At 37.8% G+C, this 17,062-nt stretch carries 18 protein-coding genes; all 18 read right to left on the reverse strand.

Annotated features, from left to right (window positions below; all coding sequences use genetic code 11):
- Positions 1–158 precede the first annotated feature (158 nt).
- On the reverse strand, positions 159–446 hold the full coding sequence (locus AC3IS5_RS15865) for an EscU/YscU/HrcU family type III secretion system export apparatus switch protein (protein WP_489425270.1): 288 nt from the start codon (positions 444–446) through the stop codon (positions 159–161).
- On the reverse strand, positions 443–2,575 hold the full coding sequence (locus tag AC3IS5_RS15870; protein WP_489425271.1) for a hypothetical protein: 2,133 nt from the start codon (positions 2,573–2,575) through the stop codon (positions 443–445). Before AC3IS5_RS15870 ends, AC3IS5_RS15865 begins: the two co-directional genes overlap by 4 nt.
- 6 nt (positions 2,576–2,581) lie before the next feature.
- Positions 2,582–3,355 (reverse strand): ribonuclease HII, encoded by a 774-nt coding sequence (rnhB, locus tag AC3IS5_RS15875; protein ID WP_489425272.1) that lies wholly within the window; start codon positions 3,353–3,355, stop codon positions 2,582–2,584.
- A gap of 98 nt (positions 3,356–3,453) precedes the next feature.
- A complete protein-coding gene (ylqF, locus tag AC3IS5_RS15880; RefSeq protein ID WP_193738701.1) occupies positions 3,454–4,314 on the reverse strand; it encodes a ribosome biogenesis GTPase YlqF in 861 nt (286 codons plus the stop codon).
- Between the two features lie 18 nt (positions 4,315–4,332).
- On the reverse strand, positions 4,333–4,896 hold the full coding sequence (gene lepB, locus AC3IS5_RS15885; RefSeq protein ID WP_489425273.1) for a signal peptidase I: 564 nt from the start codon (positions 4,894–4,896) through the stop codon (positions 4,333–4,335).
- Between the two features lie 108 nt (positions 4,897–5,004).
- Positions 5,005–5,349 carry a 50S ribosomal protein L19 gene (rplS, locus tag AC3IS5_RS15890; protein WP_038184017.1) on the reverse strand — a complete coding sequence of 115 codons (345 nt, stop codon included), beginning with the start codon at positions 5,347–5,349 and terminating at the stop codon, positions 5,005–5,007.
- A 125-nt stretch (positions 5,350–5,474) separates the two neighbouring features.
- On the reverse strand, positions 5,475–6,206 hold the full coding sequence (gene trmD, locus AC3IS5_RS15895; RefSeq protein ID WP_489427919.1) for a tRNA (guanosine(37)-N1)-methyltransferase TrmD: 732 nt from the start codon (positions 6,204–6,206) through the stop codon (positions 5,475–5,477).
- On the reverse strand, positions 6,206–6,721 hold the full coding sequence (gene rimM, locus AC3IS5_RS15900) for a ribosome maturation factor RimM (RefSeq protein WP_193738700.1): 516 nt from the start codon (positions 6,719–6,721) through the stop codon (positions 6,206–6,208). The genes trmD and rimM overlap by 1 nt, the downstream gene beginning before the upstream one ends.
- A gap of 109 nt (positions 6,722–6,830) precedes the next feature.
- Positions 6,831–7,064 carry a KH domain-containing protein gene (locus AC3IS5_RS15905; protein WP_427732394.1) on the reverse strand — a complete coding sequence of 78 codons (234 nt, stop codon included), beginning with the start codon at positions 7,062–7,064 and terminating at the stop codon, positions 6,831–6,833.
- 14 nt (positions 7,065–7,078) lie between these two features.
- Complete coding sequence (rpsP, locus tag AC3IS5_RS15910; protein ID WP_038184010.1) at positions 7,079–7,351, reverse strand: 30S ribosomal protein S16; 273 nt, start codon at positions 7,349–7,351, stop codon at positions 7,079–7,081.
- Positions 7,352–7,456: 105 nt separating this feature from the next.
- Positions 7,457–8,812, reverse strand: a complete 1,356-nt coding sequence (gene ffh, locus AC3IS5_RS15915; protein WP_489425274.1) for a signal recognition particle protein — start codon at positions 8,810–8,812, stop codon at positions 7,457–7,459.
- A 12-nt stretch (positions 8,813–8,824) separates the two neighbouring features.
- Complete coding sequence (locus AC3IS5_RS15920) at positions 8,825–9,160, reverse strand: putative DNA-binding protein (protein WP_038184004.1); 336 nt, start codon at positions 9,158–9,160, stop codon at positions 8,825–8,827.
- 167 nt (positions 9,161–9,327) lie between these two features.
- Positions 9,328–10,602 (reverse strand): signal recognition particle-docking protein FtsY, encoded by a 1,275-nt coding sequence (ftsY, locus tag AC3IS5_RS15925; protein WP_489425275.1) that lies wholly within the window; start codon positions 10,600–10,602, stop codon positions 9,328–9,330.
- 2 nt (positions 10,603–10,604) lie between these two features.
- On the reverse strand, positions 10,605–14,183 hold the full coding sequence (gene smc / locus AC3IS5_RS15930; protein ID WP_489425276.1) for a chromosome segregation protein SMC: 3,579 nt from the start codon (positions 14,181–14,183) through the stop codon (positions 10,605–10,607).
- Between the two features lie 2 nt (positions 14,184–14,185).
- Positions 14,186–14,947: a ribonuclease III gene (gene rnc, locus AC3IS5_RS15935; RefSeq protein WP_489427920.1), complete on the reverse strand. Its 762-nt coding sequence runs from the start codon at positions 14,945–14,947 to the stop codon at positions 14,186–14,188.
- Positions 14,948–15,077: 130 nt separating this feature from the next.
- Complete coding sequence (locus tag AC3IS5_RS15940) at positions 15,078–15,314, reverse strand: acyl carrier protein (protein ID WP_038183995.1); 237 nt, start codon at positions 15,312–15,314, stop codon at positions 15,078–15,080.
- A 58-nt stretch (positions 15,315–15,372) separates the two neighbouring features.
- Complete coding sequence (gene fabG / locus AC3IS5_RS15945; protein WP_489425277.1) at positions 15,373–16,119, reverse strand: 3-oxoacyl-[acyl-carrier-protein] reductase; 747 nt, start codon at positions 16,117–16,119, stop codon at positions 15,373–15,375.
- The gene (fabD, locus tag AC3IS5_RS15950; RefSeq protein ID WP_489425278.1) at positions 16,100–17,062 is read right to left on the reverse strand and encodes an ACP S-malonyltransferase; all 963 of its coding nucleotides are present in this window, start codon (positions 17,060–17,062) and stop codon (positions 16,100–16,102) included. The genes fabG and fabD overlap by 20 nt, the downstream gene beginning before the upstream one ends.

Raw genomic sequence — 17,062 nt, forward strand, 5'->3', positions numbered from 1 at the left:
CCATAGAGTTTTACTATTACATAACCATTGTATATAATCTGATTCACTATGTCTACATTCTTGTTATTTCGACTTTCACCTTTAGTTATCCGCAAATTCGCTCGAAATATACATATATCAATGTTTTGACCGTGACTAATCTCGACTTTTTTTACCTATTATTTTGAATTTTCATAACCTTTATCTAAACGGTAAATAAATGCAAATACTTCAGCAACAGCTTGGTAAAGCTCTTCAGGAATCGACTCATTTAAGTCAAGCTGGCCTAATAATTGGACAAGAGTTGGGTCTTCTTGAATAGGAATATCGTTATCTCTTGCTTGTTCTAAAATATTTCCCGCTATTTTCCCTTTTCCTTTGGCTACCACTTTCGGAGCTTCAAATCCACCCGGATTAAAGGAAAGGGCAACAGCTTCTTTCCGTTCATGTTGTTTTGCTACTGTCATATTCGGATATCAACTCCCCCGTTATCATCCTTGGAAGTTTTTGCTGTTAGCGTTGTTTTCACTGGTTGATTTTCTACGAATTTTTTCATAAAGACACCTGATAATTGATAATCATGGGACGATAATCCTTTTTTTAATGCTGTTTTAAGTGGCTCTGCTAACTCTTTTAACTGATGATTCTCATTGTAAACAGTTACTGTGACGACGCGATTCTGAACCTGCATATCAACTACCGTTTCTTGGAGTGAATTCAATTGCAAATAAAATAATATCCTCGCATAATCCGCATCAATTTTACCATTGTCCTTCATACGACCATTCCACTGCAAAGTAGCATCTGTTTTCCTCCCAAAAAACTCCAATGGCATTTGCATGATCAGTTGATGTTGAGGCCCATTTTCTCCTGATAAGTATTGCATGCCATTCATACGAGCAACGATTTGCTCAGCCACTGCTTTTGTAGCATTTGAGGCAGTTGGATCTTGTAACAATGACAATAACTGTGGTTTCAATTGCCCAGCAAGTTGCTGCATATCTGCTGTTTTATCTAGTAATTTTGCTTCATAGCTTAATCCTAGGTGTTGCAAAGTTTGTTTCATGGCAGATTCTAAAGCTTTGCTATCAATTGCATTATGCACATTCTGCTCAGCTTGCGATACTAGTTGCTGAATGAAAGGTTCCGCAGACTTACTAGTGATTTGTGTCAATCCTCTAAGTGTCATGTCATCAGTCGTTGTATTTGCCACATTCATTAAAGTCATTAGATGTTGTTTAGCTGTTATATTTTGTTCATCGACTTTGAAAGGCTGTTGTTCTGCTATTTGGCTAAATGCTTGCATTAACTGACCTTGTAACTCCTTGATCAAAACTTGTATAGATTGAGGTGTATTGTTTGAAAGTGAAAATTTCCCAAGGGTATTAATAAGGATTTCTTTCTGTGATGCTGATAATAAACTTTGAGATTCAATAGATACCTTTAGCTGGGTGATAAAGTCTGGCATATCTTTTTGATTAACAGACTGAATACTTTGCAGTAATTGCGACGTAGAAGGTGCTGAAATGCTCATTTGACTCATTCTCCCTAACTGACCCTGCAGATCCCTCACAAACGTTGACAACGCCTGCTGTGACGATTGAGCAGCATTGAATTTCATCAAATTCTGCTGTAGCTCTGCTCTTTGAGAATCTGTCAAATTGGCGTTACTCGTAATAGCCGTTTGTAATTGAGAGAGAAGTTGTGTAGCTTCCTTTGGTGTTGCCGTTTGAATTTGTTGTAATAAATGTCCAATTGAGTTGGAATACGGTACAGATGGCCCTCGCAAAGCAGTTGCCGACCAATTAAAAATATTCGCGTTTTTCGGTAAGATACCTACCTCTTTTAGCATTTGTATTAGGATATTTTTATCAGCAGATGATATATTTGCATCTGTTAGAGATTGAATAATTTTCGCTAAAATCGCACCACCTGTTTCCGTTTCAAACGGTTTAGCTAGCAATTGCAATTGTTGTAATAATTGGTCGCGAATAGCTGGTGATAAGGTAGTATCCTGTTGTAATAGTTGTCGTAAAGCATCAATTGTTTGTGTAAAACCTTGTTTCATCCCACCTTGAATAAGTGCTTGGAACGTGTCTTGTTTCATTGGCATTTTCAAGTCAATTATTTTTTGCAAAGCATGTAAGGCATCCTTCATCGTAACACCAGCAGGTAATTGTTTTACCAACTGTTCTGCTTGCGTTAACTGTTCTTTGGACATCGGTACGTTTTCCTTTAAGAAATAGGCTGCAATTTGTTGCATTTCGGATGTCTTCGGAAGTTGCATAGAATCTAATAATTGATTAATTTGTTGTGTCAATGTTCCTGTTTGATTGATCGGACCTGATACGACTTTAAGTTGTAAGTCTGGCTCTATTCCTGTTACTTGAAAATAGTGTGCATTACCAGCTTGCATTGGCATTTCTAACTTTGCCATAAAACGATGGCCACCTAGCTGCACCTCTGCTTGGTTGTCAGGGAACAGCTGTTTAATCGTACCGTGAAATACTTGACCTTGTTTTAAAGACACTGGCTGTTGTGTGTTTATACTTTGATTTTGTTGCATTTGTATGGACGAAAACGAAGTATAAGCCAATACTCTTCACCCTTTCTTATGAATCATTGATTTGATTGGTTCAAACGTTGTTCTATGAATGTCTGTAGGGCCAAATTTACGTAAAGCCTCTAAATGTTGTTTTGTACCGTAACCTGCATGTTGCGCAAAACCATATTGGGGATATTTTACATCCATTTCTTCCATATAGTTATCACGTGCTGTTTTCGCCAATATAGAAGCCGCTGCTATAGCTAAGCTTTTGGCATCGCCTTTTATAATAGAATCTTGTGGAATATCGATCGGTAAAGTCATTGCATCCGCTAAAACAAAATCTGGTTTTACTTGTAGCGTCTCTATAGAAGCTTTCATGGACTGTTTTGTCGCTTCGTAAATATTGAGGTCGTCAATTACTTCTGCAGGTTGAAAATGTATAGAGGTTGCGATAGCACATTCCATAATTTTCGCCATAAATGATTCTCTAGTTTCTTTTGATAACTGTTTGGAATCATTTAACCCAACAAGCTCCGGACAATCCTTAGGTAAAATAACAGCTGCTGTAACAACAGGACCCGCTAACGGGCCTCTACCTGCTTCATCCGTACCTGCAATATTTGCAGTAGGGTGTGTGCGGTAAGAATTATCGAATTCCAGTTTCTCCTCATGCTCTGCTATTATTTTGTCTAATTTCGCTTTTTTTCGAAGCCATTGTTGCCATACTTTTTGTACGCCTAAGCGTTCATCCGATTCTATTTCTGCCATCCAAGATTGGTATTGCTGCTCATTATTTAATGCTTCTTTAATGTCTTTTATCGTTTTCAAAACTCAAACTCCCTTTTGTATCTATTTATACTATCGGCACTATTTCTAAAAAATCTAGAAAAAAACCTTTTTCACCATGAGGTAAAAAAGGTTAGTTTTTATTCTTCGATTATGTCTTCTACAAAGTCAAATGTTAGCTTACCTAATTGCTGGTTACGAATATCTCGTACAATTAGTTCTGCAACTTGATCGTAGTCAATTTCACCACCAGTAGCGAAAACTCGACGTAATTGACCAATATGATTATATGTCTCTTCAAGGTTTTCACTGACTTCTGTTAATTTATAACGTTCTTCCATACGGCCTTTATAATGCTTACTCAAAAAGTTTAATCCGTATACTGCCAAATCATCCATGTTTGTAATGGTATCCTTAATAGCCCCTGTTAAAGCAAGTTTATAACCTACCTCTTGATCTTCAAATTTCGGCCACAAAATTCCGGGTGTATCTAACAGTTCAAGCTCTTTACCAAATTTGATCCACTGTTGTGATTTCGTTACCCCAGGTGTATTTCCTGTTTTAGCAATATTCTTTTTAGCAAGTCGATTAATTAATGTCGACTTGCCAACGTTTGGTATACCTACAATCATCGCACGAATTGCACGAGGTTTCATACCTTTTGAGCGCATACGATCCCATTTCTCTTTTAATAACTCTTGTGCGGCCTTTGTTACTTTGTTAAGGCCTTTTCCATCTAATGAATTAATAGCTACAGCTCGGTGCCCTTTTGATTCAAAATAATCTATCCATTTACGCGTTTGAATTTCATCAGCCATATCTGCTTTGTTCAAAATAAGTAAACGCGTTTTTTGATGTATTACTTCATCTAGCATTGGATTTCTTGAAGATAATGGCAAGCGCGCATCAATCAATTCAAAAATAATATCAACCAATTTCAGTTTTTCAGTTACTTCACGACGAGCCTTCGCCATATGTCCCGGAAACCATTGAATGGTCATGTGTTTCACTCCTGTTCGTTATTTCACGGTACCAATTTGATCAAAAGGCCAAAAAACAATATTTGTTTTACCGATAATATCATCTATTTTTACAATCCCTATATGTCGACTATCTTTACTATATCGACGATTATCTCCCATTACAAAAACATAACCATCTGGAATTTTATCCAGCTGTTCGATATCCGCAAGTGTAAAGTCTTCAGTTAATGTACCTTCATCTGTAATTTCATCTTTATATTGTTGTAAGTAAGGCTCATCAATTGCCTTGCCATTGATATAAAGTTGATCATTTTTATATTCTAGCTGATCTCCTGGTAAACCAATAATACGTTTAATATAATCTTTCTTTTCCGGTGCGTGGAATACAACTATATCAAACCGGTGCAAGTCACCAATTTTATAGCCAATTTTATTTACAATCATGCGGTCGCCATTTTCAAGGGTTGGCATCATAGACTCGCCATCTACTACAATCGGCGTGAATAAAAAATAACGAATAATTGCAGCTAATGCAAAAGCAATTACTAATGCCTTTGTCCATTCCCATAACTCATTTTTCTCTTTTTTTGTTTTTTCCATTTCGATGTCCCCCTTGACTATTCTGTTCTTATTGTACAAGGATTTATCATTTCAAGCAAAAAGAAAGAGAGCTTGTAATACAAGCTCTCTCTTCGGCAAAAAAATGTATTATCGAATTTCTTTAATACGAGCCGCTTTACCGCGTAAGTTACGTAGGTAGTATAGTTTAGCGCGACGTACTTTACCGCGACGTACTACTTGTAAGTTAGCGATTTTTGGAGTGTTAACTGGGAACGTACGCTCAACACCTACGCCGTAAGAAATTTTACGAACTGTAAAAGTTTCGCTAATACCGCCACCACGACGTTTAATAACTACACCTTCGTATACTTGGATACGTTCGCGAGTTCCTTCGACTACTTTAACGTCGATTTTTACAGTATCTCCAGCGCGGAACGCAGGAATGTCTGTGCGAAGTTGTTCTTTAGTGATTTCTGTAATGATGTTTGACATTATATTCTCTCCTTAGACAGATGTTCTTGTAACTCCTCTTGATGATACAGCGGAACACCGTAATTCGGCATTTCTCATAGAAATGCATTTTTAATATTATCATATTGTGTGATACTATGCAATAATTATTTACCCAATTTTAATAAATTCAAGTATTTTTGTTGCTTTGGATTTAACTCCATTTTATCAAGCAGATCCGGGCGTCTCTCAAACGTTCTTTTTATTGATTGTTGCTCACGCCATTCGTCAATTTTCGCATGATTCCCAGAAAGTAAAACATCTGGCACTTTCATACCACGGAATTCAGCAGGGCGAGTGTAATGTGGGTGCTCTAGTAAACCAGTTGAAAAAGAATCTAATACAGGGGAATCATTATTGCCTAAAACCCCAGGTAACAGGCGAACGACACTATCAATCACTGTCATTGCCCCCAGCTCACCACCTGTTAAGACATAATCCCCAATAGAAATTTCATCCGTTACAAGATGCTGACGAATTCGCTCATCATAGCCTTCATAATGGCCACAAAGGAAGATTAAGTCTTCTTCTTGCGCTAATTCCTCTGCTTTAGCTTGTGTATAGCGTTCTCCTTGTGGACACATCAAAATGATACGCGGCTTTTTACCTTCGCTTACAAGCGCTTCTACGGCGTTAAAAAGGGGTTCTGGCTTTAATACCATACCAGCCCCACCACCGTACGGATAATCATCTACTTGGTTGTGTTTGTTAATCGAAAATTCACGGAAATCTGTTACACCTAAAGTAACAGCTCCTTTTTCTTGAGCTTTTTTTAAAATAGAAGAACCAAATACGCCTTCAAACATATTCGGGAATAGCGATAATACGTGGATATTCATCATGATAACAAACCATCCATCACATGAATAATGATTTTCTTCTCGTCAACATCGATTTCTTTAATGACATCGTCTATTACCGGAATATATTGATCCTTACCATTAACACCTTTTAGAGTCCAGACATCATTAGCACCGGTTTCGAAAATCTCTTTTACTTGTCCAATTTCTGTACCCTCTTCATCAAAAACAGTACAGCCAATGATTTCATGGTAATAGTATTCATCATCTGCTAATTCACTTAGTTGCTTTTCTGATACTTTTAAAATACCGTCACGGAAGTCTTCTACATCATTAATATTTGGATAGCCTTCAAACGATAGTAGAATGAAGTTTTTGTGAGCACGGGCTGATGCGATTGTTAGTCGTAATGGTTTTTTAGAATCTTTTTTAAACAGTGCAATTTGTTCTCCTACTACATAGCGTTCTTCAGGGAAGTCCGTTTGTGAGATGACACGCACCTCACCTCTTATTCCATGTGTATTAACGATTTTACCTACGTTATACCATTCCATCTAAATCACCTCTTAATAAATATGTGAACATCCTCAATACATTATTAGAGGATTAATTTAATTTTAATCGTAACAAAAAAGGAAGGAACTAAAGCTCCCTCCTTTTTGACTAATCTAGAATATCGACATATGTCTTCTTCTTATGATGACTGCCCGCTGCTGAATAAACAATTGTACGCATCGCTTTTGCAACACGGCCCTGTTTACCAATTACTTTTCCCATATCACTAGGGTGAACAGAAAGTTTATATACAATTCGATTCGGACTCTCCTCGGTTGTAATACGAACTTCTTCTGGATAATCGACTAAAGGTTTAACGATTGTTTCAATCAGCTGCTTCATGCTGTCACCTCCGATTATTTACTGATTTTTGAGTTATGGAATTTTTCCATAATGCCTTGTGATGAGAACAAGTTGCGTACTGTATCAGATGGTTTTGCACCATTTGCTAACCATGCTAATGCTTTTTCTTCATCAATCTTAACTTCTTCTGGAGTAGTTAAAGGATTGAATGTACCAATTGTTTCAATTGAGCGGCCGTCGCGTGGTGCGCGAGCGTCTGCTACTACAATACGATAGAAAGGAGCCTTTTTTGCCCCGATACGTTTTAAGCGAATTTTTACTGCCATTTTTAATTGCACCTCCGAATAGTTTCACACAAGATAGTATAATAGCAAGCTTTGGATTGTTTGTAAAGTGTTTTTTCTTAACACACTAATTTTTAGTTTAAAAAATTATTTAAACAGTGAATCCAAACCAGGAAGTTTCATTTTTTTCTTCCCTTTTTGCGTCATACCCGTCATTTGTTTCATCATTTTCTTCATATCTTCAAATTGTTTTAAAAGTCGGTTTATTTCTTGAACAGAGCAACCTGAACCTTTTGCAATTCGTTTTTTACGACTTGAGTTGATGATCTCAGGATTCGTTTTTTCAGCTGGCGTCATCGAGAGAATAATGGCCTCAATATGACCAATTTGTTTATCATCGATTTTCGCATTTTCTAAGCCTTTAATTTTATTGGCACCTGGAAGCATTTTTAGAATTTCATCCAAAGGTCCCATTTTTTTCACTTGGCTCATTTGATCTAAAAAATCATCGAAAGTAAAGCTCTGTGTTCTGAACTTTTCTTCCATTTCTCTTGCTTTTTCTTCGTCAACGTTCGCTTGCGCTTTCTCGATTAAGGACATCATGTCGCCCATACCAAGAATACGTGAAGCCATACGCTCTGGATGGAATGGCTCTAAAGCATCCATTTTCTCACCCATACCAACGAATTTAATTGGTTTTTCTGTAACAGAGCGGATTGATAAAGCCGCACCACCACGTGTATCCCCATCTAATTTCGTTAGAACTACACCCGTAATACCTACTGCTTCATTGAAGCTATTAGCTACATTAACCGCATCTTGACCTGTCATAGAATCGACAACTAAGAAGACTTCATCTGGTTCTCTTAATGCACGAATGTCTTTCAATTCTTGCATTAAGTTTTCATCAATATGAAGACGACCTGCTGTATCGATTAATACAACATCATGATGCTCTTCCTTTGCATGTTCCAGCGCTTGGCGGACAATATCCACTGGAGATATTTCTGTACCAAGAGCAAATACCGGCAAAGATAGCTGATCACCTAATGTTTGCAATTGCTTAATCGCTGCTGGACGGTAGACATCCGCTGCTACAAGCAATGGTTTACGATTGTACTTTTTGCGTAAAACATTAGCAAGTTTACCAGTAGTTGTTGTTTTACCGGCACCTTGTAAACCTACCATTAAAATAACAGTTGGTGGTTTTTGAGAGAACTTAATAGGACTTTGTTCGCCACCCATTAATTCTGTCAGTTCGTCTTTTACGATTTTAATAACTTGTTGACCGGGTGTTAGACTTTTCATGACGTCTTGACCGATTGCTCGTTCACTAACGCGCTTAATAAAAGATTTTACAACTTTTAAGTTAACGTCCGCTTCTATCAAGGCAAAACGGACTTCACGCATCATTTCTTTAACGTCTTGTTCCGTCACTTTTCCTTTGCCTTTAATCTTCGAAATCGTACCTTGGAGTCGCTCCGCTAATCCTTCAAATGCCATGCATGCCGCCTCCTAATCCCATTGCTTTAACTGTTCAATAAGTTCTAGCCACACAGTTTGCGAGGCACTATTGTCAGTAGTTTTTTTTGATAGCTCTGCAATTATTTGTTGTCTGTTTTGAAATTTCTCGAATAATCGAAGTTTGTCTTCATATTCTTCAAGCATCGCTTCTGTTCTACGAATATTATCGTAAACTGCTTGACGCGATACTTCATAAGCTTCAGCAATTTCACCAAGAGAATGGTCATCTAAATAATAAAGTTGCATATAGCTACGTTGTTTATCAGTCAACAATGCTTGATAAAAGTCGAAGAGAAAGTTCATGCGTGTCGTTTTTTCAAGTAGCATAAGAAATCTCTCCCCTGTTTTACACATTCTTTTAGTATCATAAGGAATAATCGGAATTCTGTCAAGTAAATATACTTGTCTAATTACATTTTAGTCCTCATATAAACCTAAGTTTAAATAGACGAAAAATGCATAGCCAAAAAGCTATGCATCGTTCATCTATTTATTTATTGCTCGTTTAATTCCTCTTCTTTTGCTAGCTGTTGATCAAGTGCGTCAGCAAATAAGCCATATACATAACGTTCTGTATCAAACGGTTGTAAATCGTCCATTTTCTCACCCAAACCAACAAACTTTACTGGAATATGCAATTTGTTACGAATAGCAAGTACAATACCACCTTTTGCAGTACCATCTAGTTTCGTTAATACAATACCTGTCACGTTTGTTGCTTCTTTAAATGTCTGCGCCTGTACTAGTGCATTTTGACCAGTAGTTGCATCTAAAGCTAATAAAACTTCATGCGGAGCATTCGGAATTTCCCGGGAAATTACACGATGTACCTTTTCTAATTCATTCATTAGATTAACTTTATTTTGCAGACGTCCAGCTGTATCACAAATAAGCACATCCGCTCCACGGTTTTTGGCTGCACGAATGGCATCATACATTACTGCAGCAGGATCAGACCCTTCTGCTTGCTTAATAACTTCCACATCAACACGGTCTCCCCAAACTTGAAGTTGATCAATCGCACCTGCACGGAACGTATCACCTGCTGCAAGTATTACTGATTTTCCTTCTTGTTTTAGGCGATGCGCCAATTTTCCAATTGTTGTTGTTTTACCAACACCGTTAACACCAACAAAAAGAATAACTGTTAATTCACCATCTTGTATATTTAACTCGATTGACTCTTCATCACTAGATTCGTAAATTTCAACAAGCTTTTCTGAAATAAGTGATTGAATACCGCTCGTATCTTTAATGTTTTGACGTTGAACTTCAAAGCGTAATTTATCCATTAGCTCCATTACAGTTTCAAAACCAACGTCCGCTTGTAGTAATAAGTCTTCCAGTTCTTCAAAGAAATCTTCATCTACTGTACGGTAACGAGCTACTAAATCGTTCACTTTTGATGTAAATGAATCACGTGTTTTCTCTAAACCCGCTTTGAATTTTTCTGTAATAGAAAATGCTGAGAAGCCCCATTTTGATTTTTTCTCTTCTTGAGGTTCTTCCACTTTTACAACTTCAGTAGTTGATTCTTCAACAACAATTTCTTCTTTAGGTTGTGATTTTCCCTCTTGATGAGCTTGTTCAGATGCTATAGGTTCTTCTACAACTTCTGGAGTAATTACAGTTTGATCAGCTACTACTTGCTCTGTAGGTTCTTCTACATCGTCAACCTGTTGTTCAACGATCGTCTCTACCGTTTGTACTTCAAGCTCTTCAGGCTTCGCGCCCATTAGTTTTTCTTTCATACGCTTTAAAAAGCTCATTGTTATTCGCTCCTTTGTCCTACTAGAACAGGTTCTTCTTGTTCTAATTTCACTGATACTAGTTTCGATACACCTGATTCTTGCATCGTAATACCGTACAATACATCCGCGCCTTCCATCGTACCTTTACGATGCGTGATAACGATGAATTGGGTTTCTTGACTAAATTTTTTCAAATACTGACTATAGCGAGTAACATTCGATTCATCAAGAGCAGCTTCAACTTCATCTAGTATACAGAATGGTACAGGTCGCGTTTTTAGAATAGAAAACAGTAGCGCAATTGCCGTTAAAGCACGTTCTCCACCTGATAGTAAGCTTAAACTTTGTAATTTCTTACCCGGTGGTTGAGCGACAATTTCAATCCCTGTTTCAAGTATATCGTCAGGCTCAACTAGTTGTAAATCAGCATGCCCACCACCAAATAATTCTCGGAAAACAACTTGGAAGTGTTCACGGATTTTCAAGAATGTTTCGTTAAAGCGTGTTGACATTTCTTCATCCATTTCACGAATTGCTTCATGCAATGTTTCTTTCGCTTCCATGAGATCTGATCTTTGTTCCGTTAAAAAAGTATGTCGTTCTGAAACTGTTTCGAATTCTTCAATTGCATTTAAGTTAACGGGACCTAATTCTATAATAGATTGTTTTAATAATTTTACTTTTCTTCTTGATATCTCAACATCTATATCTTCATTTAATTCTCGGATGGCTTCGTCTAAAGAGAGCTCATAGTCTTCAGCTAGTTGGTCTAGTAAAGCTTGCTTAGAAAACTCCAGTTGAGACAGTTTTACATCATAATTGCGCAAGCCATCTAATAAACCTTTATGCACTCGTTGTAATTCCTTCAGTTCGACTTCACAGCTATCCAAAGTAACTTGTAGCTGCGTTCTTTCTTCCTTGCTTGTTGCAATGGTCGAAATTAGGTCCGTCTTTTTCAACTGCCAAGTAGTAATGTTTGCAGTTATTTCTTCATCAGACGGTCCATTTTGACTTTCATCATTCGTTAGCCATTTGATTTCTTGACTAATGTTATTGACTTCCAACTTCGCCTTGTCATATTGCACGGTTACTTCTTCAGAAGCTTGTTTTAGTTGCGTTACTTGTTCTTGAATTACAGCAAGCTCTGAACGCTTCTCTGCATATTGTTCTTTCAATGCATCTTGAGCTGTTTCACTCTGTACTTTAAGTACGTTTAATTGTTCTATTGTCGCATTAATCTCAGCAAGTTCTTCCGTTAACTCTTGCAAACGTTTTTTAGCAGAAATCTGATTTTCTTGTAAGTTTGAAGAGCGATCGGTAGCATCTTCTTTTTCAGTAGCTACTAAAGTAACACGTAAAGCAAGTCGTTTTGTCGTTGCTTCTAATTCACGGAAATGCCCACTAAGTTCAAATTCTTCATCACGTAACACTTCACCTTGCTTACGTAAGTCCTCTAGTAGAAGCGTTTTAGCAGAAACAAAGTTTTTCTGCTCTGCAACAACTTTTTCAGCTTGTTCAATTGTTTTTTGCATTTGAACAAGCTGACCAGTTAAGTCTTCAAGTTCAGCTTTACGAGTAAATAACGATGTTTGTTGTTTAGTAGAACCACCCGTTAGTGAACCACCGGCATTTACTATGTCCCCATCTAACGTTACTACGCGATAACGATAATTGCATGATTTGGCGATTTGTGTTGCACTCTGTAAATCTTTTGCGACTAATACATTACCTAATAAATTTTCTGCAATCGTTTTGAAGGTTGGATCAAATGTCGCTAACTCATCTGCTGTATTAATAAATGACGGATGAGTTGCAGCCGCTCCAAGTGCATCACGTGATATTTTTCGTGATTTCATTACATTCTTCGGTAAAAATGTTGCGCGACCTGCTCTTTTTTCTTTTAGCCATGCAATTGCTTTTTGAGCATCCTGCTGTGTTTCAGTCACAATATGTTGAGAAGCTGCACCTAATGCTGTTTCAAGCGCTTTTGTATATTCTCCACTTACTTGAATTATCTCTGCAACAGCACCGTGAATTCCAGAGAGTTTTTTATTTTCTCTAGCAACTAAAATCTCTTTTACACCATGGAAAAAGCCTGAGAAGTCTGCCTCAAGTTCCGCTAAAGTTTCTTTTCGAGACTTTAATTGTTGTAAATGCTGATAGCCTTTAAAAAGCATATCTTGTTTACTTTCAAATTGTTTCGTTGCACTCGCTAGCTCCGATTGACAAGCTGAATAAGCAGCCAGTTTTTCTTCTAGCTGTTGCTTTACATCGTTTAATTTGCTTTCAACAACCTGTTGTTCCTTCGTTAACTGAGCTAATTCTTCTGCCATTTCTGACGATTGGTTTGTGATTTTGAACGAAGCTTGTTCTTGTTGTTCTAACTGTTGTGTAATATTTTTGTATTCATTTTTAACCGTTGCTTCCTCATTGAGGCGATCAATATAGGTGTTTTTCCAGTTTTCGATATCTTTTTCGATGTCCGTAGATGAACGATTTAAGTTATCTTCTAGCTGTTTCACACTTTTTTTCAATAATTGAAACGTTTTTTGTCTTATTGTTAATTGTTCTTGTTTATCTACTTGTTGTACGTGCCACTCTCGCTCCGCGATTTGGGCTTTTTCAAGTGATTGCTGTAATTTCTCTAGTTGCGCACTGGCATTATGGCGTTTTTCAGCCATTAATACTTTACGACCTTCCCATCGCTCTACTTCTGAACTTGCTTCGACAAGTTGATGTTGCGATTGGTCTAGTAAATTATCTAGCTTAGTAATTTGTTTTCGAATAGAAGCCACTTGTGACTCTTTATTTTCCATATTGTGTATATGTTCTTGCTCAGTCACCGTAAATTGCTTTTTATCCTGCATAATTGTTTCAAGTGTTTGTTGCAAAACACGTAAATCATGGACGATAACTGCTATATCAATGTCCTTTAATTCTTTTGACATCTTTAAATAATCCGCAGCAGCAGACGCTTGTATTTTCAAAGGCTCGATACGATTGTCTAATTCGTGCAATATATCAAGCACTCGATGTAAGTTATCCTCTGTTTCAAATAATTTATGCTCGGCTTTTTTCTTACGTTGCTTATATTTCAATACACCTGCAGCTTCTTCGAAAATAGAGCGTCTATCATCCGGACGACTGTTTAATATTTCATCTACTCGACCTTGTGAAATAATCGAGAAAGCTTCTTTTCCTAGACCAGAGTCTAAGAACAAATCCGTTATATCTTTTAATCTACATTGTTGTTTGTTTAATAGATATTCGCTATCGCCCGAGCGGTATACTCGACGAGTGACACTTACTTCGTTATACGGGATTGGTAATCGTTCATCCTCGTTGTCTAATATCAATGATACTTCTGCAAAGTTAAGCGGTTTGCGCGAGTCACTTCCAGCAAAAATGACATCTTCCATTTTTGCACCACGAAGAGATTTTGCGGATTGTTCTCCGAGTACCCATCGAATTGCATCCGTTACGTTACTTTTTCCACTGCCATTTGGACCAACGACAGCAGTAACTCCCGGCACAAAGTCAATACCAATACGATCGGCGAAAGATTTAAAACCAATCACTTCAAGCCGTTTAAGAAACAAAATTATACCTCCTGATTGTCAGCTGACTGTTTTTGCAATTCAATCATTGCACTTTGAGCAGCTCTTTGTTCAGCTTCTTTCTTCGATTTTCCGTGACCAACGCCTAATTCGAGTTCATTCAATAATACATGTGACACGAATGTACGATTATGTGCTGGTCCGTTTTCATTAATAATCTCATATTGAAGCACACCCGAATTGGCTTGTTGCACCATTTCTTGTAGCTGACTTTTAAAATCCATCACATGCGAAAAAGCACCGATTTCTACTTTTGGATAAACGACGCGTTCTAAAAATCCAACGACTGTTTCTAATCCTTGGTCTAAATATAGTGCACCAACAAATGCTTCAAAACAGTCTGCAAGAAGAGCTGGACGTTCTCGACCACCTGTTAATTCTTCACCTTTTCCTAGTAAAACGTATTTCCCAAAGTTTAGTTCATTTGCAAAAATAACTAATGATGGTTCGCAAACGATTGCTGCACGCAATTTTGTAAGCTCACCTTCGCTCATTTTCGGGAATTTAAGGAAAAGAAATTTAGAGACAGATAGTTCTAACACTGCATCTCCTAAAAACTCTAGTCGTTCGTTATCTTCAAATAGTTTACGACGATGCTCATTCACATATGATGAATGCGTAAATGCATTGTAAAGTAAACTTGCATTATCAAAATGCAATCCTAAATTATTTAATAATTCCTCAAATTGGAGGCGTGCTTTCTCTGAAATTGCACCATTTTTTTGTGAGAGTCCCTTTTTTTTCATCATCGTCATCAACCTTCTTATCTTCCTTTTGATACTCCTGTTTAGTTTACCTTTTTCTCCTACAATGTGCAAAAGCAAAAAGAGACACTTCCTTCAAAATTATGAAAGAAGTGCCCCTAGCAATGTATAATTAGCCAATTTTGCTTTCGATGAATGATACCGCGTTTCCAACAGTTGCAATTTTCTCTGCATCCTCGTCGTCAATTTGCATATCGAATTCTTCTTCAAGTTCCATTACTAGTTCTACTACATCTAGTGAATCCGCACCTAAATCATCACGGAAAGAAGCTTCTAATTTCACTTCGCTCTCGTCGACACCTAAACGGTCAACAACAACTTTAGTTACACGTTCTATAACAGTTGCCAAATCTGTCACCTCCCCTCAATGATTATACATAAAAAGCCCGTTTGTTCATAGGCATAAATTACATGACCATTCCACCATCTACATGGATTGTTTGTCCTGTAATATAACTTGCATCATCCGACGCTAAAAAGAGTACAACTTTTGCAACGTCTTTTGGATCCCCTAGCTTCGCTAATGGAATTTGTCCAAGCATTTGATCTTTTACTTCAGTAGGCAGTTCATCCGTCATTTCTGTTGCAATAAAACCAGGCGCTACAGCGTTAACATAAATATTACGTGTTGCTAATTCTTTTGCAGTTGTTTTTGTTAAACCAATAACACCTGCTTTTGCCGCAACATAGTTAGCTTGACCTGCATTACCAGAAACACCAACAATCGATGCAACATTAATAATACGACCCGCACGTTGTTTCATCATTTGGCGTGAGACAGCCTTCGTACATAGGAATACACCTTTTAGGTTAGTATTCATTACGTCATCCCAGTCCTGTTCTTTCATACGCATTAATAGATTATCACGGGTTATCCCAGCATTATTTACTAAAATATCAAGACTACCAAAAGTATCTGTTGCAGCTTTCATTAAAGCTGTTACTTCGTCAGCATCAGCTACATTGGCTTGGACTGCAATTGCTTCGCCACCATTTTCAGTAATTTCTGCTACGACTTCTTCAGCTTTAGATTGGCTACCGCTATAATTGACAACAACGCGTGCACCTTGTTCTGCCAATGTTAATGCTATGGCACGTCCGATTCCTCTTGAAGCACCTGTTACAACAGCTGTTTTACCCTCTAGCTTCTTCATGAGACCACTCCTTCGACGCTTCTATAACTTGTTCAAACGTTGCTTCATCATATACACAATACGTTTTCACTTGACGATCTACTTTTTTTACAAGTCCGCTTAATACTTTTCCAGGACCACATTCGATAAATACGTCCACACCTAGGTCAATCATTCTTCGAACAGAATCTTCCCACAATACAGGTGAGTACAATTGTTCGACTAATAGTTGCTGGATTTCAGTTTGTTCAGTTACAGGTTTAGCCGTAACATTTGAGATAACTGGAATTTTAGCATCTTGCATTGCTTTTTGCTGTAAATTCTCCTGCAACTTGCTAGCAGCTGGACGCATTAATTCAGAATGGAATGGCCCGCTCACTACTAAAGGAAGTGCACGCTTTGCTCCTGCTTCCTTCGCCTTAACACTCGCCTTATCTACTCCAGCCTTTGTACCAGAAATTACAATTTGACCTGGGCAATTTAAGTTAGCAAGCTGCACAACTTCTCCTGATGCTGTAACTTCATCCGTCACAACTTTCAACGCATCGCGGTCCAAGCCTAAAATAGCGGCCATAGCTCCTTCACCTGCTGGTACTGCTTCGTTCATAAACATCCCTCGACTATGTACGGCTTGTACGCCATCTTCGAATGACATTACACCTGATGCCACTAACGCTGTGTACTCACCTAAGCTATGCCCTGCAGTGTAATCTGGTGTAATACCTGCTTTTGTCAGTTTATCAGCAATCATTGCACTTGTCGTTAACAATGCAGGCTGCGCGTTGTAAGTCAATGTCAAATCTTCAGCCGGACCTTCAAGCATTAACTTAGATAATGAATAACCTAATAATTCATCTGCCTCATTATAGTAGGCTTTGCACGCTTGGTGCTCAGCCACAAATTCTGCTCCCATACCAACTGATTGTGAACCCTGTCCTGGAAAGATAAAAGCGATTTTCGTCAT

Source organism: Viridibacillus sp. KH_047, assembly GCF_057838945.1.

Excerpts from the sequence above, each read along its gene's own strand:
- AC3IS5_RS15865 (WP_489425270.1), bottom strand. The coding sequence starts at position 446 with ATGACAGTAGCAAAACAACATGAACGGAAAGAAGCTGTTGCCCTTTCC.
- ylqF (WP_193738701.1), bottom strand. The coding sequence starts at position 4,314 with ATGACCATTCAATGGTTTCCGGGACATATGGCGAAGGCTCGTCGTGAA.
- lepB (WP_489425273.1), bottom strand. The coding sequence starts at position 4,896 with ATGGAAAAAACAAAAAAAGAGAAAAATGAGTTATGGGAATGGACAAAG.
- rplS (WP_038184017.1), bottom strand. The coding sequence starts at position 5,349 with ATGTCAAACATCATTACAGAAATCACTAAAGAACAACTTCGCACAGAC.
- trmD (WP_489427919.1), bottom strand. The coding sequence starts at position 6,206 with ATGAATATCCACGTATTATCGCTATTCCCGAATATGTTTGAAGGCGTA.
- rimM (WP_193738700.1), bottom strand. The coding sequence starts at position 6,721 with ATGGAATGGTATAACGTAGGTAAAATCGTTAATACACATGGAATAAGA.
- AC3IS5_RS15905 (WP_427732394.1), bottom strand. The coding sequence starts at position 7,064 with ATGAAGCAGCTGATTGAAACAATCGTTAAACCTTTAGTCGATTATCCA.
- rpsP (WP_038184010.1), bottom strand. The coding sequence starts at position 7,351 with ATGGCAGTAAAAATTCGCTTAAAACGTATCGGGGCAAAAAAGGCTCCT.
- ffh (WP_489425274.1), bottom strand. The coding sequence starts at position 8,812 with ATGGCATTTGAAGGATTAGCGGAGCGACTCCAAGGTACGATTTCGAAG.
- AC3IS5_RS15920 (WP_038184004.1), bottom strand. The coding sequence starts at position 9,160 with ATGCTACTTGAAAAAACGACACGCATGAACTTTCTCTTCGACTTTTAT.
- ftsY (WP_489425275.1), bottom strand. The coding sequence starts at position 10,602 with ATGAGCTTTTTAAAGCGTATGAAAGAAAAACTAATGGGCGCGAAGCCT.
- rnc (WP_489427920.1), bottom strand. The coding sequence starts at position 14,947 with ATGAAAAAAAAGGGACTCTCACAAAAAAATGGTGCAATTTCAGAGAAA.
- fabG (WP_489425277.1), bottom strand. The coding sequence starts at position 16,119 with ATGAAGAAGCTAGAGGGTAAAACAGCTGTTGTAACAGGTGCTTCAAGA.
- fabD (WP_489425278.1), bottom strand. The coding sequence starts at position 17,062 with ATGACGAAAATCGCTTTTATCTTTCCAGGACAGGGTTCACAATCAGTT.